This window comes from Corynebacterium sp. H127 (genome assembly GCF_037482665.1).
GTDB lineage: Bacteria > Actinomycetota > Actinomycetes > Mycobacteriales > Mycobacteriaceae > Corynebacterium.
In genome coordinates this window covers 1-23,269 of record NZ_JBBHKY010000008.1, presented here as the reverse complement: position 1 = coordinate 23,269, position 23,269 = coordinate 1, and the positions used below count along the sequence as shown (strand labels likewise).

The window sequence follows — 23,269 nt, the reverse complement described above, 5'->3', positions numbered from 1 at the left end:
CTCCTCTTTCGAGTGCTAGTTCAGTGCTTTACTCTAGCTGCGAGGGCGGAGAATGACCTCATGCGGATGACCGTCTTCGGGGGTGTTGAGCGCGTTCAGGACGGCCGTGGCGACAGTGTGCGCCGAAAGATACGCTTCGGCGTTATAGGTGCCGCCTTCGGCAGCAACCACTGTGCGTTGCATCTGTGTGTCTATTCTCCCCGGGAAAATGGAGGTCACACGCAGTTTCGTTTCCTCCAAACGTAGCGCATCACACCAGGCCCGTGCCGCAAACTTGGACGCAGCATAGGAACCCCAATGAGGGTTCGCCCGCAAGCCAGCACCGGAGTTGAGGTACACCACATGCCCGCCGGTAGCCCGCAATGCTGGTAGATAGTGCGAGGTCAGGGCGACTGGTGCGTACAGGTTGACCTGCATTGCCTCCTCCCAGTCTGATAGTGGCGCGGTGGCCACGGAACCTAGCGAAACCACACCGGCGCAGTGGATCAGGGCATCTACCGCCGACAGTTCTGGCGCGTCCGCAATCGCGGGAAAAGTAGCTTGCCACCAGGACAGTTGGGGTGATTCTAGGGGTCCGGGAGTGCTGCGGTACTGGGCGTGAACGCGCCAGCCGTCGGCAAGCAGCAGGCGGGTGACCTCGTGGCCTACTCCCCCGTTTGCGCCGGTGACGACGGCCGTTTTCATGACACCGTTGGCCGGATGATCGCAGGTACTGGGGAAAACTGCAGGACTTCGCTGCTTGCCGAGCCCACGAACACGCGCTCGAGTGGGTTCATTGGCGGACTGGAAAGGCACAACAAATCGCCCTTCTTCCACTTCACCGCGTCGATTGCACCGGACCAATTGGCGCCCGAACCGATCTCGGTTTCCAGGTTCAAATTCGGAAACTCGGCGGTGACATCGTCCTTGGCGCGATCTAGCAGGGCGAAGAGATGCTCGCGCCACTGGGTGGAAATCTCATCTTGCACGGTGAGGGGGTCAATGAGGATCGATTCATCGAGGATGTCGGGCGCAAACGCCACGATTCGCAGTGGAACGTCCCACGCATCGGCTTGAGTGGCTGCCAGCATTAGCGCGTCGTAGTTTTCCTCCCCTTCCGTAAAACCGTAGGTCAGGCGAGTGATGCCGCGCTTGGAAAGCTTGGCCTTCTTCGGGATCAACCCCAGCATCGTGGGCGAGGAATGCAGCAGCGTCTCCACTGTGGAGCCGGCCAGCAAGCGACCTTTCACGGTCGCATCCTCAGCGCTCATGATGAGCAGCGAGGCGTCATAATCGCGGGATGCCTTGGCCAGCAGCGCGGCTTCGGAAGTGCCATCGCTGAAGACCGCAAAGTCCTCATCCCAGTCTTCTCGGGGGATCCCGACTGACTCCAGGGCTTTCTTCGCTGCGGCTTTGCAGGCCGCGGACTCCTTGGCGTGCCACTTCTTGTACTTGCCACCGAGCTTCGCCAGGCTTGTCGACGGCCACGGCCGCACAAACGTAGTGACTAACCGCACCCGGATCGGCGTGGTTCGAGACAGCCAGGCGGCGTATTCGAGCGCCGCGATGCTTTCCGAGTTCTCGGCATGGCGCGGCCGCCAGGTGACGAGCACCCGCACTTCAGGAGCGTCGCTGGTTTTCTTGGGGGTCTTCTTTGCCATAAGGAGTTATTTCACTGTTCATGGGTGTACTGCGTTCTAGGTAAACGCAGTATTAATTCAGCTTAAACCCTAACAGGCAGGGGTGGGGCCAAGATAACTTAAGCTTCGCTTTCGCGGGAGTACTCGTCGGCGATCTTGGCAATGATCGGGACAACTCCGGCGATTTGCTTGAGTTCATCCTCCGTGAGGTTGCGGAAAACCTCGGCGAGGTACTGAGTGCGCTCTTCCCCCACCGTTGTGAGCTGGGTGCGTCCTTGCTCAGTGATCTGGACGAGGACACCGCGTCGGTCAGACTGGTCGCGCACTCGCTCGACCAGCTCGCGCTGTTCCAACTGGTGCAGCGTATTCGAGGCGGTTGGCATGCGGATACCTTCCGCGCGTGCGACGTCGCTGATACGAGCCGCGCCGTTTCCGGCCAAGTGCTCCAAAATTGTCAGCTGTGGTCCCGTGAGAGAGGACTGGGCAGCTTTTCGGAAGTAGGTGACGTAAAGCTTCGTCAGGGCGGGCCGGAGAGCTTCGGAAATTTCCTCCGGGCTAGCATTTTCTAATGACATAGCATCTATGAAAGCACATCAGCTCAAAAATTTTCCAAGGCGAAACAATTTAGTGCCCCCATTTCGGTACAGATTTTAGGGGCACTGTTGTCGCGGCGACTAAGAACCGGAGATGAATTTCTCGAGTTGCGTGCGAGCCTCATCATCAGGGAGCTGCTGCGGAGGGGATTTCATGAGGTAAGAGGATGCCGGGTGAATTGGGCCGGAAAGTCCGCGGTCGAGGGCAATTTTCGCGGCGCGGACGGCGTCGATAATAATGCCTGCGGAGTTAGGGGAATCCCAGACTTCGAGCTTGTATTCCAGGTTGAGCGGCACCTCGCCAAAGGCCTTACCCTCCAGGCGGACATATGCCCACTTCCGGTCATCAAGCCACTCGACATAGTCGGAGGGGCCGATGTGGACGTTGCGATCATCGATCTTTCCTGCCAGTGGGCCGGAGAGATTCGAAGTTACTGCCTGGGTCTTTGAGATCTTCTTGGACTCGAGGCGCTCGCGCTCCAGCATGTTCTTGAAGTCCATGTTCCCGCCCACATTGAGCTGCATGGTGCGCTCAAGACGTACCCCGCGCTCTTCAAAGAGTCGTGCCATCACACGGTGGGTGATGGTGGCGCCGACCTGGGATTTGATGTCATCGCCGATGATCGGCAATCCGGCAGCCTCGAACTTTGCCGCCCATTCGGGATCGGAAGCGATGAAGACGGGCAGCGCGTTGACGAAGGCGCAACCGGCGTCGATAGCCGCTTGGGCATAAAACTTGTCGGCCTGCTCCGAGCCGACCGGCAGGTAGGACACCACGACGTCCGCACGAGCGTCCTGCAGCGCCTTAACGACGTCCACAGCTGCGGCTTCGGATTCCGTAATCGTCTCTTGGTAGTACTTGCCAAGACCGTCGAGGGTCGGGCCACGCTGCACCTCCACGCCCAAGTGGGGGACTTCGGCGATCTGGATGGTGCAATTTTGGCCAGAGCGGAGCGCGACAGAGAGGTCTTTGCCCACCTTGTCTGCGTCCACATCAAACGCAGCAACGAATTCCACATCAGAGATGTGATAATCGCCGAACTGAACGTGCATGAGGCCCGGGACCGTGTCTGCGGCCGGGGTTTCACGGTAGAACTGGACGCCTTCTACCAGGGAGGTTGCGCAATTTCCGCACCCAACGATGGCGACCCGAACTTTAGATTCGCTCAACTTATGTCACTTCCTTAACAGCCTGTGTAACTAGAGTTAACCGTTACAAACCTACTGATAAGGAGAGGGCGCTGACGTCGCTGAATCGTTACAGAAAACAGGTTGACCGATTCAGTAGTCCAATTAAGGTGACCTATCGCAAGCTATTGCCTTGTAGGGGCCACACCATATAATGGCCGGGTGCCTGTCTTTAGTGATCTCGTTAGTTATCGCTTTGACCGGAAACGCACGCTCAACCTGTGGCAGCGGGGTTTAAAGCTTAAAGACGAGATCTGCGATGCGGATTTCCTCCTCGTTACCGCCGGAAAATTTCATGGCCGACCTGCTGAGACCCGATGTCCAATCTGTGAAAGTGCCGAAATGCGCGTGGTGCTTTGGATATTTGGCGATCACTTAGGGAAAATGTCAGGTACTGCACGTGATCTTTCCGAGATTGAGCGGATCGCGCGGACGAAGGGGCCGTTCACGGTGCACACTGTAGAGGTGTGCCCTGACTGCCGATGGAACCATCTACTGCAAGCAGCCACGGTTGTAGCAGCGGATTCTTCACGTTAATTACAGAATGGACAAGACAACAGTGACCACCCAAACGAAGGCCGGGAAAGGCAAGCGGCGCCAGAAGTCGAGCAAGAGGAAACTCTGGGCTTACTTTGCAGCCGCCCTGGCTGTCCTCATTGCCGTTCCCGCCTTGATCCTCGGCAGCATGTACGTTGCTGCTGACGTGCCGGAACCGGAAGAACTGACCAGCAAGCAGATCTCCCTCATCATGGCGAACGACGGCTCCACGGAGCTTGCGCGCGTCGTGCCACCCGAAGGTAACCGCACACAGGTGGACATCGAGCAGATCCCCGAACCGGTGATTCACGCCGTACTCGCCGCGGAGGACCGCGAGTTCTACACCAACCGTGGCTACTCCCTCACTGGCTTCGCTCGTGCCGCGCTCGGCCAGCTGCGTGGCGACGACTCTGCTGGTGGCGGTTCGACCATTACCCAGCAGTACGTGAAGAACACTGTGGTGGGCGATGAGCACTCCATCAAGCGCAAAGTCCACGAGCTGATCTACTCCGCAAAGATGACCAATGAGTGGTCCAAGGACGAGATCCTCTCCGCCTACCTCAACACCATCTACTTCGGCCGAAACTCCTACGGTGTTGCTGCGGCGGCAAACGCCTACTTTGGTAAGGACATCTCGGAACTCGGTCCTGCCGAGGGAGCTGTGCTCGCTGCGTCCATTCAGCGACCAAGCCAGCTTGATCCGTGGGCCAACCGCCAGGCGGCGGAAGAGCGCTGGAACTACGTTCTCGACGGCATGGTTTCCACCGGCACCTTGGCGCAGGCAGAACGGGATGCCTTGGTTTATCCAGAGACCACGGACCCAGCACTAAACCGCGCCTACACCGAGGCCACTGGCGCCAACGGATTGATCAAGAACCAGGTCATGGCGGAGCTGAGCGACCTGGGAATCACGGAGACGGACGTCGAGACGCGTGGCCTGCGGGTAACCACTACGATCGACCCGAAGGTGCAGGAAGCCACAGTGGCAACCATGGAAAACCAGTTGCAGGGCGAAAGTGAGAAGATCCGTACTGCTTCGGTCTCGCTCGACCCAAATACTGGTGCGGTGCGTGGCTACTACGGCGGCAATGAGCCTTCTGGTTGGGACTACGCGAACGCAGGCGTGCAGACCGGTTCTACCTTCAAGATCTTCGGCTTCGCAGCTGCTATGGAGCAGGGTATCTCTCCCAACGCCTACTACAGCTCAGGTCCGGTGACCACCGGCAACGTCACCGTCGGCAACGCATTTAACAGCACCTGTGGTGTGTGTACTATCAGTCGGGCGCTGAAGGAATCCTTCAACACCAGCTTCATCCGCCTGCAAAAGGACCTTGACAACGGGCCGCAGGACACCGCAGACATGGCGCATGCCTTGGGTGTGGCACGCTCGCTGCCTGGCGTTGAAAAGACTCTGACTGAGAACGGTGAGACCCCATACGAAGGCATCATTCTGGGCCAGTACCTCTCGCGGCCCTTCGACATGGCCATTGGCCTGGGCACCCTAGCGAACGAGGGCATCTGGCATAAGCCACACTTCGTAGACACTGTGACCACCGCCGAAGGCGAAGTGCTGTACCAGCATGAAGCCGGTGAAGGTGAACGCCGTATCAGCAAGAACGCGGCGGATAACACCATTAAGGCGATGCAACCCATCGCTGCTTGGTCTAATGGCGCCCTTGCCGGTGGCCGCCCGTCCGCAGCCAAGACTGGTACCGCACAGCTGGGCGATACGGGCAACAACAAGGACGCGTGGATGGTCGGCACGACCCCACAGCTCACCACTGCCGTTTGGGTGGGCACCGTGGATAACTCGGCCCTGTACAACACCTGGGGCGGGAACATGTACGGCGCTGGACTTCCTACTGAAATATGGAAGTCTGTGATGGATAAGTCTCTCGCCGGACAGGACTTCGAGTACTTCCCAGAGGCAGCACCGATCGTTCCTAATTCTTCTAAGTACTACTCCAACCAGGCACCGGCGCCTGCCGCGACTAGCTCTCGTAGCAGCACCACTGAGCCTTCTCCTTCGGAAGCCGAGGGGGTCGAACCCGTGGAGGGCGGTACCTCTCCTGCAGAGCCCGCCCCGGCTCGGCCAGGACCGGCACCAGCACCAGCGCCGGTCCTACCACCGCCGCCGAACCTGAATGACATCTTGAACGGCTTGCGCTAGCACGCTGCTAGGAAGGTCTCCGTACATCGGGGGCCTTCTTTTGCGTATTGAGCGATTAGAGTACTAGGAAGCAGCAAGTGGCTGGATCTGTTATTGATCAGTCGTTAAATGTCTAAAAGGAGCCAAGCACGTGGTATCACCACAGCGCGATCCGGCGCCCAGCGTCACCCAGCGCCCAGTATCGGAGCAAGCCAAACTGCTGGTGGCACAGCGCGTGCAGCCGGCGCACACCGAAGCGCTGGCGCGCGGGTTTGTGGAGTTCCTGGGCGGGCCACTGGGAAGGTTTGCGGCCGTCGGCACGCAGCGGTGGTGGACTCCCCTGCGGGTGTTAATCGTATTCGCGGCTACTTTCCTTTCCGGGGGCTTCTTAGCCAAGACGAACTGTATCCAGGGCATCCGTGGCGATGCCGGTGTGAGTCTCGACTGGTCCGGCAACCGACAGTATGTTTCCGCTTGCTACAACGACATTGTCCCCTTGTACGGTGCCCGCGGCCTTGATCACCCGGGTTTCCCCTATGCCTACTCCTGGGTCGAAAACGGCGTCACCCGCTATATGGAGTACCCAGTGCTCGGCGGGATGTTCCAGTGGTTGGCGGCCACGATCACGCGGCCACTGTATACGGTGGTGAACATCATCCCGGGACATGCGATTCCCGAGGTTGGCCTCTATTTCATGGTTACCGCGCTGCTCATGTCCTGCCTGTGGCTGCTGACCATCCGACTGGTCGTAGAACTCACCGGCAATCGGGTATGGGACACCGTCTTGGTTGCCTGTTCCCCACTGATCGTCGTGCACGGTTTTACTAACTGGGACATACCCGCCGTATTCCTCGCTGTAGCCGCAGTGTGGGCGGTGAAGCGAAATCACGTGTGGACCGCCGGAGTGCTCATCGGACTCGGCGTGTCCTTCAAACTGTGGCCGCTGTACTTGCTCGGGGCGTACTTTGTCCTGGCACTGCGTGGCAAAAACTTCGCGCCGTTCCTGCAGCTGGTGGGCGGAAGTGCGGTGGCCTGGCTCGTGGTCAACGTGCCCGTGCTGCTTAGCTACCCGGAAGCCTGGGGCGAATTCCTGCGGATGAATTCCAGCCGTGGGGCCGAGTGGACCACCATTTATGCCACCTTCACTCGACTCGGCCTGGGCAGTTTTGACGTCGATACGCTCAACATTCTGAGCTTCGGGGGCTTCGCGCTGAGTTGCGTCGGAGTCCTCGTGATTGGGCTGAAGGCACCGACACCACCGCGGGTGGCGCAGCTGGTGGCGCTCATCCTCATCGGGTTCTTGATGTTTAACAAGGTCTACAGCCCGCAGTATTCGCTGTGGTTGGTGGTGTTTTTGGCTCTTGCACTGCCGGATTGGCGGCTCAGCTTTTCTTGGCAGATTGCAGATGCGTTGGTGTGGCCGATTCTGATGTGGCACATGATGGGGGAAGAAAATTTGGGTGCGCCAGGTGAGCTTCTCACGATCGCAGTCCTAGCCCGCGATGCGTTCATCATCACTTTTGCAGTCCTCATAATTCGCAGTATGTTCGGTGCCCGCAGCGATAAGGTATATGCGGCACACGCAGGTCGCGATCCCCTGGCAGGGCCCTTCCGGCTGGGCTTTGCGACGTCAACAAAGAAAGAGCAAGGACATGAGTAATACCGAGATGTTCCTCATGGTGGGGGAAATCTTTATCGGCTTCCTGTGCATGATGGGCGCGTTTGCGAGCTTCATGTACCGCAAGTCGATGCGCCAGGTGTGGATCCTGGTGGCCTGCGCCTTCTTCTTCCTTACTGTTCTGCCTGTGGCTCAGGCCATCGGATGGGGAACAACTTGGTTCTAGGCAGTGCGTGGGGTAGCCTGAACAGGTTGCTGACGCAACGACCCTCCTGCCATGCCTACCAATGGGTGTGGCCGATTCAAATTACTAGACCATAGGAGGTGATGAGGTCCGTGCGTCAATACGAACTCATGATCATTCTTGATCCATCTCAGGATGAGCGCACCGTAGCCCCGTCCCTAGACAAGTTCCTCGAAGTCGTCCGCAAGGAAAACGGCACCGTGGAAAAGGTAAACATCTGGGGTAAGCGCCGTCTGGCGTACCCAATCAACAAGAAGGACGAGGGCATTTATGCCGTCGTCGATCTCAAGTGCGAGTCCGCAACCGTGCTCGAACTTGATCGTCTGCTCAACCTGAGCGATGACATTCTGCGTACTAAGGTCCTGCGCGTAGACGCTTAAGAGCGATACGCATAGACTCGAATCCACATAAGCATTTAACACACGCAAAACAGGGGCAAGGATATGGCTGGAGAGACCGTCATCACCGTGGTGGGCAACCTCGTTGCTGACCCAGAATTGCGCTTCACCCCTTCGGGTGCAGCAGTCGCGAATTTCCGAATTGCTTCTACGCCACGCACGTTCGATCGTAACGCGAACCAGTGGGTAGACGGCGATGCTCTTTTCCTTGCTTGCAACGTGTGGCGCCAAGCAGCAGAAAACGTTGCTGAGACCCTGACCAAGGGCATGCGAGTCATCGTCCAAGGTCGTCTCAAGCAGCGTTCTTATGAAACCCGCGAAGGCGAGAAGCGTACCGTTTACGAGTTGGAAGTCGACGAAGTCGGCCCATCTCTCAAGTACGCAACCGCTCAGGTCAACCGCGCCACCTCTGGTGGCCAGGGTGGCTCGGGCAACTTCAGTGGCGGTAACTTCGGTGGTGGCTCCCAGGGAGCTCCACAGGCAGGTGCCGGCCAAAGCGGTTTCAGCGGTGGCGCTCAGCAGCCGCAGCAGCGTAACCAGGGTGGCTTCGGCCAGCAGGGCGGTTTTGGTAGCAGCCAAAACACGCAGCCGGTCCCGGAGAATGACCCATGGAACAGCGCTCCTCCTGCTGGCGGTGGATTCGGTGGCGCAGACGACGAGCCCCCGTTCTGATTCCCTTAGAACTAGGCTCACCCCAGAGAACTACTGAATTACACTTTTCTCGCCTCAGTGCAGGCGAGGGCCAATAAACGGAAAGGCAGGGATCATGAAGCTGATCCTCACCGCCGACGTTGACAAGCTCGGTGTCGCAGGCGACATCGTAGAAGTCAAGGACGGCTACGGACGTAACTTTCTGCTTCCACGCGGTATGGCAATTGTTGCTACCCGTGGTGCTGAGAAGCAGGTAGAGGGCATTAAGCGTGCCCAGGAAGCTCGCGCTATTCGCGACATCGATCACGCTCGCGAAGTTCGCACCCAGCTCGACAGCCTTGAGGGCGTCGAGGTTGCAGTTCGCACTGCAGATTCTGGCAAGCTCTTCGGTTCTGTGACTACCCAGGATATCGTTGAAGCTGTGAAGAAGGCTGGCGGCCCATCGCTGGTCAAGCACAACATTGATCTGCCAAAGGGCCACATCAAGGCTCTCGGTTCTTACCAGGTTCAGGTCAAGCTTCACGAAGACATCGACGGCAAGATCAACTTTAAGGTCGTTGCAGCCTAATATTCTTAGGCACATGAAATGCAACGGCGGCTAATTTCATAGCCCAACGACAACAGCGCACGTGGCGGGTTTCACTCCTGAGGGAGTGGGGCCCGCTTCGTGTTTCCTCAGGCAGAGTGACTACTCTAAACCTCTGCCTGAGGGTTGTGGATAACTGGACGATATTTGGGGATAACAGGTAGTTTCAAAGAAATCTAGAACGCTGCTGATGCTGCTTGTCAAACGCCCAGTTCGCAGCGCGTGTCGGAGGGTGTTCGTGGCCGAATGCTGCCTGACCTGCACAAACGCCAACCTGGAGTGCTGATGAGTCAACTATACGTCTGGGTGAAAGTTCTCCACATCCGCTCCACATAGTTATCCCCAGCCTCCTGTGGATAACTAGGTGAGTTGAATGTGGATATCCGGTTCTTCTGCGACGGATATCTGGGCGTATGGGGCATCGCCAAGTTCTAGTAGTACTTCAACCGCCTGCTGGTTTGCTCCAGTGCTGCGGAAGCGTAGCCTCGTATTTTCAAGTTCGAGTTGCTGCGTCCGAGCTGTGGTGAGCCAGGGGTGTCTGCGGCGGAATGCAATCAGGCGCTGGTGGAGCTCAAACGTCGGATTTCCGTCTGGTTGATCAAGCGGGAAGAAGGGGCGCACTTCATCGTCTCCGCCTAGGCGGTCTTCTTTGCTTCCCTCATAGCCTTGCTCATCGCCGTAGTAAATAGCTGGGATGCCGCCGACCGTCATGAGGATCGTAAGTGCTAACGCAGCCTTGGCCTTGCCCACCTTGGTGGCGATGCGGGTGACATCGTGATTGCCAATGAAGGTCAAGGGGATGAAATGATCGAGCAGGTTATTGTGGCGCTGGAGAGTCCAATCCAGTTCGAAGAAGTTTCCATCTGCCAAGCTAGACCAAATGGATTTCCACAGCTCATACTGCGTAACGGAATTAATGGGGGCAGCATAGGCTGGGTAGTCCCCGTGAATGACTTCCCCCATAATCCATGCGTCTGGGTGTGCTTTGTGAACGCGTGGTATGACCGAGCTCCAGAACTCTATAGGCACCGCGTAGGCGGCATCGAGGCGCCAGGAGTCAATTCCCTTGTCTAACCAGAAATTCATCACGTCTGAGATGAGTTCCTTAACGGCGGGGGAGCTGTGGTCTAAGGTGTGGAGATTGTCGTGCCCCTCGAAAACATGGTCACGCTGCGACAGTTCGGCGTAATTGCTATCGCTGCCGACGTGATTAAAAACGCCGTCAAGCATGATACGGATTCCGCGCTTTTTGCAAGCGCTCACTAAGCTTTCGAAATCGGCCATATTGCCTAGGCGTGGGTCAATGCTATAAAAGTCGATGGTGTCATAGCCGTGGGTATGGGCGGAGAATATCGGGCCGAGGGCAAGTCCATTGCAGCCAAGCTCAATGAGGTAGTCGAGGCTATTTTCGATGTGCTTGAGACGGTGGCTAAGAATCCGCTCGTCCGGCGTGGGGCGAACAGGCGCTCCGGTGAATCCGAGCGGGTAGACGTGCCACCAGATCGTATGCTCTGACCAGTGTGTCATGTGAAAACTCCTTCGTTAGTATATGTCACTCACTAATTCTTAGTGAGTATCTTGCACTAACACGCGCTATGCTGTCAACATGTCTAGACCCGAACGTACTCGAATGAACCCGGAACAGCGCAAGGCGCTGATCCTAGAGACGGCGAGTGCAGCATTCGCAGTTGATAGCTTTCAAGATGTGTCGGTGGCCCAAATCGCCCGCGATACAGGCGTCTCTGTCGCCTTAGTGCATAAGTATTTCGCATCTAAGAATGGATTGTTTGCCGCAGTGCTCGCTGAGTCCTTCCGCTTATTGCGCAGTCGGCAAAACGCCTATTTGCAAGGAAAGGAAAGCAAGCGCGATAAGGTCGTTGCTTTGCTAGAGGCGTACCTCGATCATGTCGCTGAACTGCGGCGGCCACACGAGGTGGGATACTTCTTGCACGGGCACGACGAGCGGGAATCCAATGAGGTCCGTCGTCTATATGAGCAAAGCTTCGTGGTGACCCTGCGTGCGATCATCGAACCTAATGCAAGTGCCCACGATTTTTATGCGGTGCAGTCCTTTCCAGGCTTCGTGCAAAGCGCTGCGGTGTCATGGGTACTGCGGGGCTGCCAGCCGGAAGAAAAGCATCCGGTTGTTGAGGTCCTCATTGGAGGACTCGAAGGGGCTCTAGGAGATTGGAAGCGATAGCATGAGTGGGCAGGAATGAGCGCGGAGAAAGGGGCTAATGTGAGCACACCGAATGCCAGCTTTGAGGATGCGGATCTTCCGCTGCCCCCAGAGCCATCTTTCGAGAGCCCTAGCTATGAAGGGGCCAGCTACGATGACCTGCCCGGTACCGCGTTTGGATCGGCACCTGCGCGTAGGGCGCGGCGGGATCGGCGGCCAGAAGGCCCGAGCGGCCGGGATTTCGGGCGACAGCCGCCGCACGATAGCGAGTCGGAGCAGGGCGTCATCGGTGCCATGATGATGTCGGCGCACGCCATCGAAGACATCGTGGAGATTCTCACCCCGGATGACTTCTATCATCCTGCGCATCAGATCATCTATCGGGCGATCATTGACCTATTCTCTGAGAGCAAAGAGGTTGACGCGCTCGTCGTCCGCGGTCGCCTCGACCGCAACAATGACCTCGAGCGGATCGGTGGCGCGCCGTATCTGCACACCCTGGTCTCCAGCGTCCCCACTGCGGCCAATGCGCGCTACTACGCCGAGATCGTCGCGGAAAAGGCAATCCTGCGCAGGCTTGTCGACGCCGGTACCCGAGTTGTGCAGTTGGGCTATGAAGGCACCGAGGGCGCGGAAATCGACGCGGTGCTTGACCTCGCACAGCAGGAAGTTTTCGGTATCGCGCAAAAGCAGTCCACTGAGGACTATGAGGTCTTGGCGCAGATCCTTGAGCCCACCATGGACGATCTCAGCCAGATCGCAGAGAACGGTGGCCTGGCGCAGGGCGTCCCTACGGGCTTCGTGGACCTGGACAACCTGACAAACGGACTGCATGGCGGGCAGATGATCATTATTGCGGCGCGACCGGGCGTCGGTAAGTCCACGCTCGCGCTGGATTTCATGCGTTCCTGCTCGATCAAGCACAACAAGGCGTCGGTCATTTTCTCGCTAGAAATGTCTAAGACTGAGATCGTCATGCGCATGCTCTCGGCCGAGACGGATATCAAGCTCACCGACATGCGCGCTGGGCGTATGACAGATGAGCAGTGGGCCAAGCTGGCTAATCGTATTGGGCAGATCGAGCAGGCGCCATTGTTCGTCGACGATTCCGCGAACCTGACCATGATGGAGATCCGTTCGAAGGCCCGCAAGCTGAAGCAGAAGCATGACCTGAAGATGATCGTGGTGGACTACTTGCAGCTGATGAGCTCCGGTAAGAAAGTTGAGTCTCGTCAGCAGGAAGTCTCCGAGTTCTCGCGCTCCTTGAAACTGTTGGCCAAGGAGCTGGATGTGCCGTTGATCGCCATCTCGCAGCTGAACCGTGGCCCGGAATCTCGTACCGATAAGCGTCCGCAGATTGCCGACCTACGTGAATCGGGCTCGCTGGAGCAGGATGCTGACATGGTCATGCTGCTGTATCGCCCAGATTCACAGGATAAGGATGACGAGCGCGCCGGCGAGGCGGATATCATATTGGCTAAGCACCGTGGCGGTCCGATCGATACTGTCGCCGTAGCCCACCAGCTGCACTACTCACGCTTCGTTGATCTAGCTAGGGGATAGTCTTGCGTCTTGCCACCATCCGCACATCCTCAGGTACTGCTTGCGTCCGCATGGAAACTGCCACCAGCGCCACTCCCATTGCCGGTTTCACTGACGTCGGCGCCCTGCTTGGCGACGCCGATTGGGAGGCGATCGCCTCGGCCGCTAGCGGCACTCCGATTCCGCTCACCCCAGAAGACTTCGCACCAGTCGTTCCGCGTCCCGGAAAGATCATCTGCGTTGGCCTCAATTACGCCAAGCACATCCACGAGATGGGGCATGAGCAGCCAGCTGTGCCAACCATGTTCATCAAGTACCCTGAGGCGCTCATTGGCCCCTATGACACCGCCGAAGTCCCGGAGTTTGCCAACCAGATGGCTGACTATGAAGGGGAGTTGGCCGTGGTCGTCGCTAAGCCAGCTCGCAACGTGTCCGACGGCGCGCCTTATATTGCTGGTTACGCGGTGATGAACGATTTTACGATGCGTGATTTTCAGAATCAGACGAGCCAGTGGCACCAGGGGAAGTCCTTTGAAAACACCGCGGGTTTCGGGCCGTGGCTGGATACGGATTTTCAGCCTGGCGGGCAGCTAAGAACGCAGGTAAACGGCGAACTCAGGCAAGATGACTCGACGAAGGATTTGGTGTTTAGCCCTGCTGAGCTCGTCGAATACATTTCCAAGATCTACACTCTCCAACCCGGAGATGTCATCGCTACCGGTACTCCGGAAGGTGTGGGTGCCGGCCAAAAACCACCGCGCTTCCTGCAGGATGGGGATGTGGTGGAGATTGAGATTGCGGGAATCGGTGCCATCTGCAACCGGGTGCAGTTTGTTTAAGGCTCGTACTTTTTGATCACGTAGCTCACCGGTACTACCGACAACACGATCACGACCATGCCGATGAGGAAGACGGTGTCGTAGCCGTAGCGTGGTGCAAAAAGTGAGACCACGAAGGGCACAAAGAACCCCAGGTAGGTCATGGAGTAGTAGATGCCGATCAGGCCGCCGAGTTCACTAACTGGTGCCATGGTTTGTACTTCGCGCAGCCCGGAGACCATCATGATGCCGTATGCGCAACCCAGGCAGATCACTGCTGGCCAGACCCAGAGCGGCTGGTCCGTGCGGGCGATGATGAAGGAAAACACCATGCCCAGGAAAGCGAAGCCCATGCCGATTACTGCTGGCGGGACGAAGCCTCTTCCCAGGCGTGGCACGATTGGCTGCACGAGCATGCCGATGCCCATCGTCAGTGCCCCCACTAGGCCGGCGAAGGCGACTCGGTGTTCAAAATGCTGATTGCTTAGCGAGACGAGAATCGCAAATGCCGTCGATGCGCAGCCGAAAACCCACGGCGCCCAGGCTGCGACCGACCATAGGAAACGCGCGCTGAGTGCCGTTGCTGGGAAGAAGCCGCCGGTAATGGTGCCGTTGACGGGTACTTCGGGAAGCGTCCAGACGATGAATGCGACGATGATCGTACTCACGGAGTGAAAGATCCAGGGCAAAGCGATGGGGAAGGGTGCGAATTCTGCCAGGAGTCCCGCTACGAGCGGTCCGCCCGCGAAACCGGCGGTGCTGGCCAGCGTTGCTCTTTTGGCCGATACGGCTACAGGGGCGTCGGAAATTTCTCGGAGCCAGGCTGCGCCGGATGCCATGACGAAGCCGACGGCGATGCCGGAAGTGAAGCGACCCAGGCCGAGGATGGTGGGGGAATGGTAGCCACCGTAGAGGATCACTAGAGAAGAAAGCGCGGAGATAATGAGGGCTGGGCGCATGAGGGCGCGTCGGCCCACGCGGTCCGAAAGCCGGCCGCCGATGAGGAGTGCGGGGACGAGCCCAAGAATGTAAGCGGCGAGTAGGAAGGTCACCGTGGATTCGCTCATGCCCGTCTCCAACCGGTAGGTCAGGAGCATCGGGGCAAAGGTGTTCGCGCCGAAGGCGATGATGAAGATGCCTAAAGCGATGCGCAACCAGTTCATTCACCCTCCAGCCCTCGTATTTGTGATCCGCATTACACCATAGACTGGGCTGGGCTGGTCGCGGGCGGTTTTAGCGGAAGCTGCTGCGAAAACCCCGCAGACGGAGGGAGTTGGTGACTACGAACACCGAGCTGAGCGCCATCGCTGCGCCCGCCAGCATTGGATTGAGAAAGCCGAGGGCAGCCACTGGAATGAGCACCACGTTGTAGGCAAAGGCCCAGAACAAATTGCCGCGAATGGTGCGAAGCGTCGCGCGAGAGAGGTTAATGGCGTCGACTGTCGAGCGGGGGTCATTGTTCATGATGGTGATGTCGCTGGCTTCGATGGCTACGTCAGTGCCGGCCCCCATCGCCAAGCCCAGATCCGCCTGTGCCAGCGCCGCGGCATCATTGATGCCGTCACCGACCATGGCTACCGTGTGGCCCTGCTGCTGCAGTTTGGCTACCTGCGCCACCTTGTCGGCCGGCAACACATTGGCGATCACGTGGTCAATTCCCAATTGCTGTGCGACGTCCCTCGCGGCGCCTTCGTTGTCGCCGCTAAGGAGCCAGGGGTCGATCCCACGTTCTCTTAGCTTTGCAATGGCCTCGGCGGCCGCGGGTTTGGGAGTGTCCCGGACAACCAGGAGGCCGTATGGTCGACCATTGACCATAACCGCAACCGGGGTGGCGCCAGTGCTGCGGGCCTGAGCGGCCCGATTCTCCAGCTCTGGTGGCAACGCTTCCGGGCGGGTCACCCGAACTTCTTGCCCCGCTACGGTGGCGCTGACACCGATTCCGGCCTCAGTGTTGAAGTTGCTGGCGCTCGGTACCTCGCCAGCTGCGGAAACTATCGCGCGGGCGATCGGATGCTCGGAACCTTGTTCTGCGGCGGCCGCTAGTGAGAGGGAATCGCTAGGGCCATGGACTTCAGTGACTTGCATGTTTCCCGAGGTGAGAGTGCCGGTCTTATCGAAGACGATGCTGTCCACCTTGCGGGTGGCCTCCAGTACCTCCGGCCCCTTGATCAGGAGGCCGAGCTGCGCGCCGCGGCCGGTGCCCACTAGCAGCGCGGTTGGAGTGGCCAATCCAAGGGCACACGGGCAAGCGATGATCAAGACGGCGACGGCGGCGGAGAAAGCGTTGGCGACAGGGGAGCCCACCAGTAGGTGGGCCAGCAGGGTCACTAGCGCTGCAAGAATCACGATTGGCACGAACACCTGCGATACTTTGTCCACTGTGCGCTGTACTGGAGCCTTCCGGGCTTGCGCTTGCGTTACTAATCGAGCCATGGCCGCGAGAGTGGTGTCTTCGCCGACTCGGGTGGCCTCGACTAGGAGCCGTCCGGAACTGTTCAGCGTGGCACCGATGACCCGCTCGCCAGCTGTAACCTCCACCGGCACTGACTCGCCCGTGATCATGGAAGTGTCCACTGCAGAATGGCCACTAATGATGATTCCGTCGGTGGCGATCTTCTCGCCAGGGCGAACGATGAAATGTTCTCCGGTCGCTAGCTCAGAAATCGGGATCGCGGTCTCGATGCCGTCGCGAAGCACGTGCACCTCTTTGGCACCTAAATCGAGCAGCGCCTTGAGCGCTGCGGAGGAGCGTCCTTTCGCACGCGCTTCGAACCACCGGCCAAGCAGGAGGAACACAATCACCATGGACGCTGTTTCTAGGTAGATGGCATCCAAGCCGCTGCTAGCGTGAGCGGCGTGGCCGGTGAAACTCATCCGCATGTGCATGCCCGCTGCGCCAGCCCCGCCGAAGAACAGGGCGATGAGAGACCACAAAAATGCGGCGGTGGTTCCCAGCGAGATGAGCGTGTCCATGGTGAAAGCCCCGTGGCGCAGATTCTTGAGGGTGGCGCGGTGGAAAAGCCAGCCACCCCACCCGTACACCGGCGTTGCCAGGGCCAGCACAACCCACTGCCAGTAGGGGAACTGCAGAGCGGGGATCATCGAGAGCAACATAACTGGGGTGGCGAGCAGTGCAGAGATGATCAAACGGTCTTGTAAGCGAGTGTGCTCCGCACCCGCGTCCGGTACTTCTTCCTGGGCTAGGGTTGCGTCGTAGCCAGTGTTCTGGACAACTCGGATGAGTTCCGCCGGGTTGGTCAGGGCTGGGTCAAAGGTGACGCTAGCGGTTTCGGTGGCGAAGTTTACTGTTGCCGCTACGCCTTCGACCTTGTTGAGTTTGCGTTCTACGCGCGAGGAGCATGAAGTGCAGGTCATTCCCGTGACGTCGAGTTCAATGTGGGCCGTATTCATGATTCTCCCTAACTCCTAGTGCTAACACTCGCCCAATATACCCCTAGGGGGTATTGGGGGGGGCAACTAAAAAAGCCGACCCGATGGGGGTCGGCAGGGGGTGGTGAACCTAGTGTTCGACGACCTTATAGCCGGCCTCGATAACGGCCTCAATGATTGCATCGTCGGAGAAATCTTCGCCGTGCACAGCCATGCGCCCAGAGGCCAAGTCAATATCGACCCCCTGCGTGCCATGAACCTCGTTGACCTCGGCCTCAATTGCCTTCACGCAATGCTCACAGGTCATGCCCTCGATCTGGTAATTCTTGGTCACTTAAAATCTGGCCCTTTCACGAAACCGGGTTGCTATTCATGCCTCATCAGAACACATTATTAACTGATCATTGATCAAATGTGAAAACGTGGTTGGCATCACAGGCAAGGGGGCAGGAATAACTAGCGAGTAGATATGGTTGAAACTGCAAAGCGCAACACCGACATCTTTGAGGAGCAAAAGTAATGGCAACTGTAAATATCACCGAGGCTGATTTTGAGCAGACAATCATGGGCGGTGGCATCGTCCTCGTCGATTTCTGGGCAACCTGGTGCGGGCCTTGCCGTCAGTTCGCTCCCGTGTTTGAGAAGGTCTCCGAAAACCACTCCGATGCGGTGTTCGCCAAGGTAGACACCGATGCGAACCAGGGCATTTCTGCCGCGCTCGAGATCCAGTCGATTCCAACGCTGATGGTCTTCCGTGACGGAATCATGGTCTTCCGCCAGGCTGGCGTGCTGCCAGCACCAGCGCTCGAGGATCTGATCTCTCAGGTGAAGGCGCTCGACATGGATGACGTGCGCCGCCAGGTCGCAGAGCAGAACAAGGAACAGGACGCAGCTGAGTCTGACTAGTTACCTTTTTGATACCGCCAGCCTGCGCTTTTGGGCAGCGCGCCAGGAAATTTGCAACTACCATGGGGTAAAACTTGTCAAATCCACAGAAATGAGTTGAACCATCATGGCGAATCCATTTAGCAAGGGCTGGAAGTATCTCTCCGCATCTTTGGACGCGAAGATTGATGAAAATGCTGACCCCAAGGTGCAGATTCAGCAAGCGATGGAGGCTGCGAAGGAACAACACCGCAAGCTCTCTGAGCAGGCTGCGGCGGTAATCGGTAACCAGCACCAGCTTGAAATGCAGCTGGACCGCTTGGTTAAGGAGCAGGATTCCCTCCAGGACAAGGCTCGCCAGGCGATCATGGCTGCAGATAAGGCTTCGACCGAGGGCGATCAGACCAAGGCCGCTGAGTTCACTAACACTGCCGAGATTTTTGCTTCTCAGTTGGTTGCCGTCGAGCAGCAGCTGGAGCAGACGAAAGCGATGCACACGCAGGGGGCTGCTGCGGCCGAGCAGGCCAAGAAGCAGCAGAAGGAATCCGAGATGCGGCTGCGGGATCAGATGGCTCAAATTGATGAGCTGCGCGCCCAGGCTGATCAGGCCTCCATGCAGGATAAGGTGAGCCAGTCCATGGACACCATTAATCAGTTTGGCAAGGATGATTCAGTGCCGACGCTTGACGACGTCCGCGCCAAGATCGAGCGTCGCTACGCAAATGCGCTTGGCGCGCAGGAGCTAGCGGAGTCCACGATGAGCGATCGGATGGCGGAGATTCAAAGCGCAGGCAGTGACCTTAAGGCTAATGCTCGCCTCGAGGAGATCCGTGCGCAGATGAACGCTGGCAAGGAGCTTAGCGACGGCAAAGGCGATTCTCCTGCGGAACTTGAGGAAGCGAAGGACGCTACAGCTACTGCGGACGCAGACGCAGTAGAAGAAGTGGCGGTTTCCGAAGTTAAGGATGCCAAGACGGATAAGGCAGCCGAAGAAGAGTAATTTCAGCTAGTTCGAAAAAGGAACCTCCCTGGATCTTTCGATCTGGGGAGGTTCCGCTAGTTGCACAGGGCTGTTTAGTCCGTGCGGCGGTTCAGGTTGATCAGCACGCCACGAATCCCGGAGTGGAATCCGTCGCGTAGGCTGACTCGCTGCGATTCTGTGAGCGTGTACTCGTGGAGAGTCTCGCAGGCGAACTGGAGTAGGGGACGGTCAATCTCGGGTGGTAAACCGCCGCCTGAAAACAGATGTGCGGAGTCGCGTTGCTCTGCATTGGCGGCGTTGTCATACCACCAGGAGGCATACTGTTGTCCCACGTCGAAAGGGGTCTGGAAACCGGCAGAGGCCCAGACTTCGTTCGGCAGCGGTACGTAGCGTGAGCGCAGTTTACGCCGCGGCGCCATCATTGAGGGGCTTGGTGCGGCTGGGCGGGAATCGAGTTGTTCCTCCACCTCGTCCTCAACTTCGGAGGGCTGTTGTTGCGCTGCTTGTTGGGCGAGCACGGCAGGAGTGGGAACGGCCGGAGCCTCATCGGGCTGTCGCGATGCCGGTTCCTGCTCGGTAGACAGTTGAATACGCTCGGTGTCAGAGAGGCAGTCTCGATCGTCTTCGCGTGGCTTTACCGGGGTGGTTTCCCCAGGCCGGGGTGGGAAATGTGGCACAGCGTCGTTGTAGCTGGTGGTGCCATCGACGTCGATAGGCTCGGCATCTCCGATGGGCTTGGTCCGTACGACTGGCGGCAGCGGCCCTTCGAGGACCTGCAGTTGCATGCAGTCAGAGAAATCCTCGCGCGGATCCAGAATGGTCGTCGAGTCGCAGGCGTGGCGGAGGGCAGAGGACATGGAGTCCCAGCCGAAGCCGTAGAGATGAACCCGGACGCCAGCGTTGACCGCTTCTTGGACACCCGGGATCATGTCCGCATCGCCAGAGACCAGCACGATGTCGGAGCAGGTGCCCCGTACGCCGGCGAGGACAAGGTCGGCGACGAGACGCGTGTCGACGGCCTTTTGTGTCCGACGCTCGCCCCATTCAATGAGCTGACCTGCGCGAAGTTGGACACCATCGCAGGTGCGGAGCGCGCGCTGGTAACGGTGGGGGCCGGTATCTGGGATGCCGTCGTACCAGAACTGGCGGTGGATAGGTTGCTTAATGTGGTTTTCGATCATCGTTCCCATGACGGCAACGACCTCGGGAAGATCAATTTCTAATTGTGCTCGGGCTCCGGTTTCCCACGAGTTGTAAAAGCTCGCGAGCAGGTAAGACGTGTCCACAAAGACCATTGTTCGTTCAAGCATGGCTCCTAATTTCCGTTCATTTGCGTTTTCTAAGTTGTGTATAACCAGCATGCCTTAAAACCCCCCTCCACGTCGAAAAATTTCCGATATGACTCACACTGGGGTGTGTGACCAGTGGGTTTGTTTTGGTCGCGGGTAGCGACGCGCAGAAGGTGCTGGGAGGCCTTGCGCTATTCACGCTTTGCTTCTATGGTTAGTTACATAAGTAACCAACCAACGAAGGGGTGTGCTGTGGATGAATCAACCGCACCACTATTTCGCCAAATTGCTGACCTCATTGAAGATGCCATCGTCGAGGGCTCGTTGGCCGTCGGAGAGCGCGCACCATCCACTAACGAACTAGCCGAATTTCATCGCATTAACCCCGCAACAGCACGAAAAGGGTTGACGCTGCTGGTGGATGCAGGCGTCCTGGAGAAGCGAAGGGGAATCGGCATGTTTGTGACCAGTACGGCTCGCAGTGTGATTGTGGCCAGGCGTCGAGAAGCTTTCCCGGCGGCCTATTTGGCACCACTGATCGATGAAGCGGTCAAGCTCGACATGTCTCGAGCAGATCTCCACGAACTAATTGACCGCGTGGCGGAATCCCGCGGACTCTATGAGGAGCAACGATGATCCACATCAACAACCTAAACGTCTCTTTCAAAGAACCAGTCTTGGATGGGCTCAATGTGGACTTAGCTCCAGAGCTTATCCACGGGCTCATCGGCCCCAATGGCGCTGGCAAGACTACATTGATGCGCGTGCTCGCCGGGCAGCAACGCTACTCCGGAACGGTCAGTGAGTTCGGAGAAGAGCCTTGGGATAATGAAAGCACCATGTCTCAGACCATTTATGCCGGTGTGGACATGCCTCTCATGCCGCGTTGGTCCGGCAAGAAGATCTTCGGCCTTGCTGCGCAGCGCTGGCAGAGCTTCGATGAGGCGCGTGCCCACGAGTTGGCTGCTCGCTTTGAAGTGCCCGTCGATAAGCCCAATGTAAAGCTTTCGCTAGGCCAACGGTCTGCATTGCTGCTGTGCTTCGGGCTAGCCGCCCGTTGTCGCCTCACCCTGCTCGACGAGCCCTACCTTGGTATCGACGCCGAGCGGCGGGAGCTCCTCTATCGCACCGTGCTCGAAGAGCAAGAACTTGAGGTGCGCACCATCGTACTTTCCACGCACCACATCAATGAGTCTGCGCGAGTCCTGGACGCAGTGCACCTGCTTTACGACGGCAAGATCACCATCTCCGCCACAGCCCCCGAGTTGCAATCTCGTGTTGTCGCCCTCCTGGGTCCCAACGTTCGCGCAGATCAAGTATCTACGGGTGTGCTCAGTCGAGAGAAATCTGCCGGCTATTCGCGCCTGATCGTGGACATGTCGGTGCTTGGTAGCGTCCCAGAAGGCTTGCGTGCAGAGCCTGTAGACCTGGAAACCGCTGTGCTGGCATTGTCCGCGGGAACGGAGGCGAACTAAATGAAACGCTTTCTGGCGCTCCTCTTTGAACCGGCTATTGTTCCACTCCAGTTAATGAGTGTGTTTTACGCTGCAATGTTGCAGGGTGAAACAGCAATAGAGCGGATTGCTTTGAGTCTTTGGTATTTTGTGTTTCCGCTGTCCTTCCTAATTTCGCGCACCAAGTATCAGATGTTTAACCTGCCAAAGCGATCATGGCGACGCGCCTTCTCGATCAGCAATATCTTCGGAGCACTTGCGATGTGTGGTGTCGCAGCATTGCGATATCCGCAGTACCTGAGCTTGTATTTGGTCATTTACGCAGTGGGGTTTCTAACTGGGTTGTATCTCGGTGAAAAATTTGGCCGGCGGGGCAGTTTCAGCGGACTTCGGGAAAGTGCAGGTACCAGACCACAGCTTCCAGCCTGGCTCGGAACTGGGCTGGCACCGATGCTGATGCCTTGGCTCATCTACTTTGGGTTGACGCTCATGATCATCGGGCTATTGGCTTGGTGGCAGCGTGAGCTGGGGGACATGTCCTCTTATATTGGTATGGTCTTCGGCTTGATATGGGTTCCGCCAATACTCACGCTTTACAGTTGCCGTTCGTGGATCGCCCTCGGCCGTCCGCGGCGCGCATGGATCAAGTTGAGTTGGGTGAGTGACGCTGTAGCTATAACGCTAGCAATGCTCGCCGTTGTGTTCCTGTGGGCGGCGTTTCCAGCGCAAGTGTCATTGTGGCCAACAGTGTTTGCTGTGTTGGCGGTGGGATCGTTCCTTGTCAGCGCCTATAGCACCATCGTGTTTTCCCATCGCTGGTGGCTGATCATCATAGGCGCTTCTGTAATACCGGCGATTTCGGTTGGACTGGCGGCCGTCATCAGTAGCCGAGTGAGCAGCCCGTGGTTGACGGCAGCGGTGACGCTTGGGATGGTGGCGTTGTCCTTGCTAATCGCAATTCCGCTCCGTAGCCGGATGGTTTTCAGCTACGCGCCGAAAAATCTGCAGCCAAGGTTTGGATTTTAGCCGTTTTACCTGGGGGTTTGTGTTGTTGGTTGGGGGTGTGTAACTTTATGTGAGTCAGCGCGACCGACAACGCCCCGCCTTTGGGTGTGCGGCGGTAGGAAAACGAGTCGTTGGCGAAACT

Annotated in this window: 23 protein-coding genes and 2 pseudogenes; 15 read left to right on the top strand and 10 right to left on the bottom strand. The window is 57.9% G+C overall.

What is annotated here, in order from left to right:
• Nucleotides 1–33 precede the first annotated feature (33 nt).
• The 4 genes from WG936_RS09195 to WG936_RS09180 all read right to left on the bottom strand — a co-directional run bounded on the left by WG936_RS09195 (nt 34) and on the right by WG936_RS09180 (nt 3,382).
• Complete coding sequence (locus WG936_RS09195) at nt 34–684, bottom strand: SDR family oxidoreductase (protein ID WP_339572740.1); 651 nt, start codon at nt 682–684, stop codon at nt 34–36.
• Nucleotides 681–1,640: a universal stress protein gene (locus WG936_RS09190; RefSeq protein WP_339564863.1), complete on the bottom strand. Its 960-nt coding sequence runs from the start codon at nt 1,638–1,640 to the stop codon at nt 681–683. Before WG936_RS09190 ends, WG936_RS09195 begins: the two co-directional genes overlap by 4 nt.
• Nucleotides 1,641–1,738: 98 nt before the next feature.
• Nucleotides 1,739–2,194, bottom strand: a complete 456-nt coding sequence (locus WG936_RS09185) for a MarR family winged helix-turn-helix transcriptional regulator (protein WP_339564864.1) — start codon at nt 2,192–2,194, stop codon at nt 1,739–1,741.
• Nucleotides 2,195–2,293: 99 nt separating this feature from the next.
• The gene (locus WG936_RS09180; protein WP_339572739.1) at nt 2,294–3,382 is read right to left on the bottom strand and encodes an inositol-3-phosphate synthase; all 1,089 of its coding nucleotides are present in this window, start codon (nt 3,380–3,382) and stop codon (nt 2,294–2,296) included.
• A gap of 180 nt (nt 3,383–3,562) precedes the next feature.
• Between WG936_RS09180 and WG936_RS09175 the strand changes: the two genes are divergently transcribed.
• From WG936_RS09175 to rplI, 7 genes are all read left to right on the top strand, one after another.
• Nucleotides 3,563–3,937, top strand: coding sequence for a DUF5318 family protein (locus WG936_RS09175; RefSeq protein ID WP_339564866.1), 375 nt, complete (start codon nt 3,563–3,565; stop codon nt 3,935–3,937).
• 7 nt (nt 3,938–3,944) lie between these two features.
• A complete protein-coding gene (locus WG936_RS09170) occupies nt 3,945–6,107 on the top strand; it encodes a transglycosylase domain-containing protein (protein WP_445227949.1) in 2,163 nt (720 codons plus the stop codon).
• Nucleotides 6,108–6,309: 202 nt separating this feature from the next.
• Nucleotides 6,310–7,746: a glycosyltransferase family 87 protein gene (locus WG936_RS09165; RefSeq protein ID WP_445227811.1), complete on the top strand. Its 1,437-nt coding sequence runs from the start codon at nt 6,310–6,312 to the stop codon at nt 7,744–7,746.
• A complete protein-coding gene (locus WG936_RS09160; protein WP_339564868.1) occupies nt 7,739–7,930 on the top strand; it encodes a hypothetical protein in 192 nt (63 codons plus the stop codon). The genes WG936_RS09165 and WG936_RS09160 overlap by 8 nt, the downstream gene beginning before the upstream one ends.
• A 110-nt stretch (nt 7,931–8,040) precedes the next feature.
• Nucleotides 8,041–8,328 (top strand): 30S ribosomal protein S6, encoded by a 288-nt coding sequence (gene rpsF / locus WG936_RS09155; RefSeq protein ID WP_339564869.1) that lies wholly within the window; start codon nt 8,041–8,043, stop codon nt 8,326–8,328.
• A 63-nt stretch (nt 8,329–8,391) separates the two neighbouring features.
• Nucleotides 8,392–9,018 (top strand): single-stranded DNA-binding protein, encoded by a 627-nt coding sequence (locus WG936_RS09150; protein WP_339564870.1) that lies wholly within the window; start codon nt 8,392–8,394, stop codon nt 9,016–9,018.
• A gap of 94 nt (nt 9,019–9,112) precedes the next feature.
• Entirely contained in the window at nt 9,113–9,565 is a 453-nt protein-coding gene (gene rplI, locus WG936_RS09145) for a 50S ribosomal protein L9 (protein ID WP_339572737.1), read from the top strand.
• Nucleotides 9,566–9,943: 378 nt separating this feature from the next.
• Here rplI and WG936_RS09140 read toward each other — a convergent pair whose 3' ends face one another.
• The gene (locus tag WG936_RS09140) at nt 9,944–11,110 is read right to left on the bottom strand and encodes an alpha-amylase family protein (protein ID WP_339564872.1); all 1,167 of its coding nucleotides are present in this window, start codon (nt 11,108–11,110) and stop codon (nt 9,944–9,946) included.
• A gap of 79 nt (nt 11,111–11,189) precedes the next feature.
• Between WG936_RS09140 and WG936_RS09135 the strand changes: the two genes are divergently transcribed.
• Genes WG936_RS09135 through WG936_RS09125 form a run of 3 tightly spaced genes read left to right on the top strand, consistent with a single transcriptional unit; the run spans nt 11,190 to nt 14,143 of the window.
• Nucleotides 11,190–11,783, top strand: a complete 594-nt coding sequence (locus WG936_RS09135; protein ID WP_339564873.1) for a TetR/AcrR family transcriptional regulator — start codon at nt 11,190–11,192, stop codon at nt 11,781–11,783.
• Between the two features lie 39 nt (nt 11,784–11,822).
• Nucleotides 11,823–13,325: a replicative DNA helicase gene (dnaB, locus tag WG936_RS09130; RefSeq protein ID WP_445227807.1), complete on the top strand. Its 1,503-nt coding sequence runs from the start codon at nt 11,823–11,825 to the stop codon at nt 13,323–13,325.
• A 2-nt stretch (nt 13,326–13,327) separates the two neighbouring features.
• Nucleotides 13,328–14,143: a fumarylacetoacetate hydrolase family protein gene (locus tag WG936_RS09125; RefSeq protein ID WP_339572736.1), complete on the top strand. Its 816-nt coding sequence runs from the start codon at nt 13,328–13,330 to the stop codon at nt 14,141–14,143.
• Here WG936_RS09125 and WG936_RS09120 read toward each other — a convergent pair.
• From WG936_RS09120 to WG936_RS09110, 3 genes are all read right to left on the bottom strand, one after another.
• Nucleotides 14,140–15,285, bottom strand: a complete 1,146-nt coding sequence (locus WG936_RS09120; RefSeq protein WP_339572735.1) for an MFS transporter — start codon at nt 15,283–15,285, stop codon at nt 14,140–14,142. The two genes, WG936_RS09125 and WG936_RS09120, sit on opposite strands and share 4 nt — an antisense overlap.
• A gap of 70 nt (nt 15,286–15,355) precedes the next feature.
• Complete coding sequence (locus tag WG936_RS09115; RefSeq protein WP_339572734.1) at nt 15,356–17,533, bottom strand: heavy metal translocating P-type ATPase; 2,178 nt, start codon at nt 17,531–17,533, stop codon at nt 15,356–15,358.
• Nucleotides 17,534–17,642: 109 nt separating this feature from the next.
• Nucleotides 17,643–17,846 carry a heavy-metal-associated domain-containing protein gene (locus WG936_RS09110; protein WP_339564878.1) on the bottom strand — a complete coding sequence of 68 codons (204 nt, stop codon included), beginning with the start codon at nt 17,844–17,846 and terminating at the stop codon, nt 17,643–17,645.
• 185 nt (nt 17,847–18,031) lie between these two features.
• Here WG936_RS09110 and trxA point away from each other — a divergent pair, with 185 nt between their 5' ends.
• Together trxA and WG936_RS09100 are read left to right on the top strand one after the other, a co-directional pair.
• Nucleotides 18,032–18,418, top strand: a complete 387-nt coding sequence (gene trxA, locus WG936_RS09105) for a thioredoxin (RefSeq protein ID WP_339564879.1) — start codon at nt 18,032–18,034, stop codon at nt 18,416–18,418.
• Nucleotides 18,419–18,524: 106 nt separating this feature from the next.
• Nucleotides 18,525–19,397 carry a PspA/IM30 family protein gene (locus tag WG936_RS09100; protein WP_339572733.1) on the top strand — a complete coding sequence of 291 codons (873 nt, stop codon included), beginning with the start codon at nt 18,525–18,527 and terminating at the stop codon, nt 19,395–19,397.
• 74 nt (nt 19,398–19,471) lie between these two features.
• Here WG936_RS09100 and WG936_RS12285 read toward each other — a convergent pair.
• Nucleotides 19,472–19,816, bottom strand: a pseudogene (locus tag WG936_RS12285) (NYN domain-containing protein); the annotation flags it as partial.
• 299 nt (nt 19,817–20,115) lie between these two features.
• Nucleotides 20,116–20,689: pseudogene (locus WG936_RS12280) on the bottom strand (NYN domain-containing protein); the annotation flags it as partial.
• A 231-nt stretch (nt 20,690–20,920) separates the two neighbouring features.
• On the opposite strand from WG936_RS12280, the gene WG936_RS09090 reads away from it, so the two are divergent.
• From WG936_RS09090 to WG936_RS09080, 3 genes are read left to right on the top strand one after another with little or no spacing between them, the layout of a single operon-like run.
• Nucleotides 20,921–21,304: a GntR family transcriptional regulator gene (locus WG936_RS09090; protein WP_339564882.1), complete on the top strand. Its 384-nt coding sequence runs from the start codon at nt 20,921–20,923 to the stop codon at nt 21,302–21,304.
• On the top strand, nt 21,301–22,143 hold the full coding sequence (locus tag WG936_RS09085; protein ID WP_339572732.1) for an ABC transporter ATP-binding protein: 843 nt from the start codon (nt 21,301–21,303) through the stop codon (nt 22,141–22,143). Before WG936_RS09090 ends, WG936_RS09085 begins: the two co-directional genes overlap by 4 nt.
• Nucleotides 22,144–23,148, top strand: coding sequence for a hypothetical protein (locus WG936_RS09080; protein ID WP_339572731.1), 1,005 nt, complete (start codon nt 22,144–22,146; stop codon nt 23,146–23,148).
• The last annotated feature ends 121 nt before the right edge of the window (nt 23,149–23,269 follow it).

Bases quoted from the DNA above. Each gene is read 5' to 3' on its own strand.
- WG936_RS09195 (WP_339572740.1), bottom strand. From the start codon at position 684: ATGAAAACGGCCGTCGTCACCGGCGCAAACGGGGGAGTAGGCCACGAG.
- WG936_RS09190 (WP_339564863.1), bottom strand. From the start codon at position 1,640: ATGGCAAAGAAGACCCCCAAGAAAACCAGCGACGCTCCTGAAGTGCGG.
- WG936_RS09185 (WP_339564864.1), bottom strand. From the start codon at position 2,194: ATGTCATTAGAAAATGCTAGCCCGGAGGAAATTTCCGAAGCTCTCCGG.
- WG936_RS09170 (WP_445227949.1), top strand. From the start codon at position 3,945: ATGGACAAGACAACAGTGACCACCCAAACGAAGGCCGGGAAAGGCAAG.
- WG936_RS09160 (WP_339564868.1), top strand. From the start codon at position 7,739: ATGAGTAATACCGAGATGTTCCTCATGGTGGGGGAAATCTTTATCGGC.
- WG936_RS09150 (WP_339564870.1), top strand. From the start codon at position 8,392: ATGGCTGGAGAGACCGTCATCACCGTGGTGGGCAACCTCGTTGCTGAC.
- rplI (WP_339572737.1), top strand. From the start codon at position 9,113: ATGAAGCTGATCCTCACCGCCGACGTTGACAAGCTCGGTGTCGCAGGC.
- WG936_RS09140 (WP_339564872.1), bottom strand. From the start codon at position 11,110: ATGACACACTGGTCAGAGCATACGATCTGGTGGCACGTCTACCCGCTC.
- WG936_RS09135 (WP_339564873.1), top strand. From the start codon at position 11,190: ATGTCTAGACCCGAACGTACTCGAATGAACCCGGAACAGCGCAAGGCG.
- WG936_RS09120 (WP_339572735.1), bottom strand. From the start codon at position 15,285: ATGAACTGGTTGCGCATCGCTTTAGGCATCTTCATCATCGCCTTCGGC.
- WG936_RS09115 (WP_339572734.1), bottom strand. From the start codon at position 17,533: ATGAATACGGCCCACATTGAACTCGACGTCACGGGAATGACCTGCACT.
- trxA (WP_339564879.1), top strand. From the start codon at position 18,032: ATGGCAACTGTAAATATCACCGAGGCTGATTTTGAGCAGACAATCATG.
- WG936_RS09100 (WP_339572733.1), top strand. From the start codon at position 18,525: ATGGCGAATCCATTTAGCAAGGGCTGGAAGTATCTCTCCGCATCTTTG.
- WG936_RS09085 (WP_339572732.1), top strand. From the start codon at position 21,301: ATGATCCACATCAACAACCTAAACGTCTCTTTCAAAGAACCAGTCTTG.
- WG936_RS09080 (WP_339572731.1), top strand. From the start codon at position 22,144: ATGAAACGCTTTCTGGCGCTCCTCTTTGAACCGGCTATTGTTCCACTC.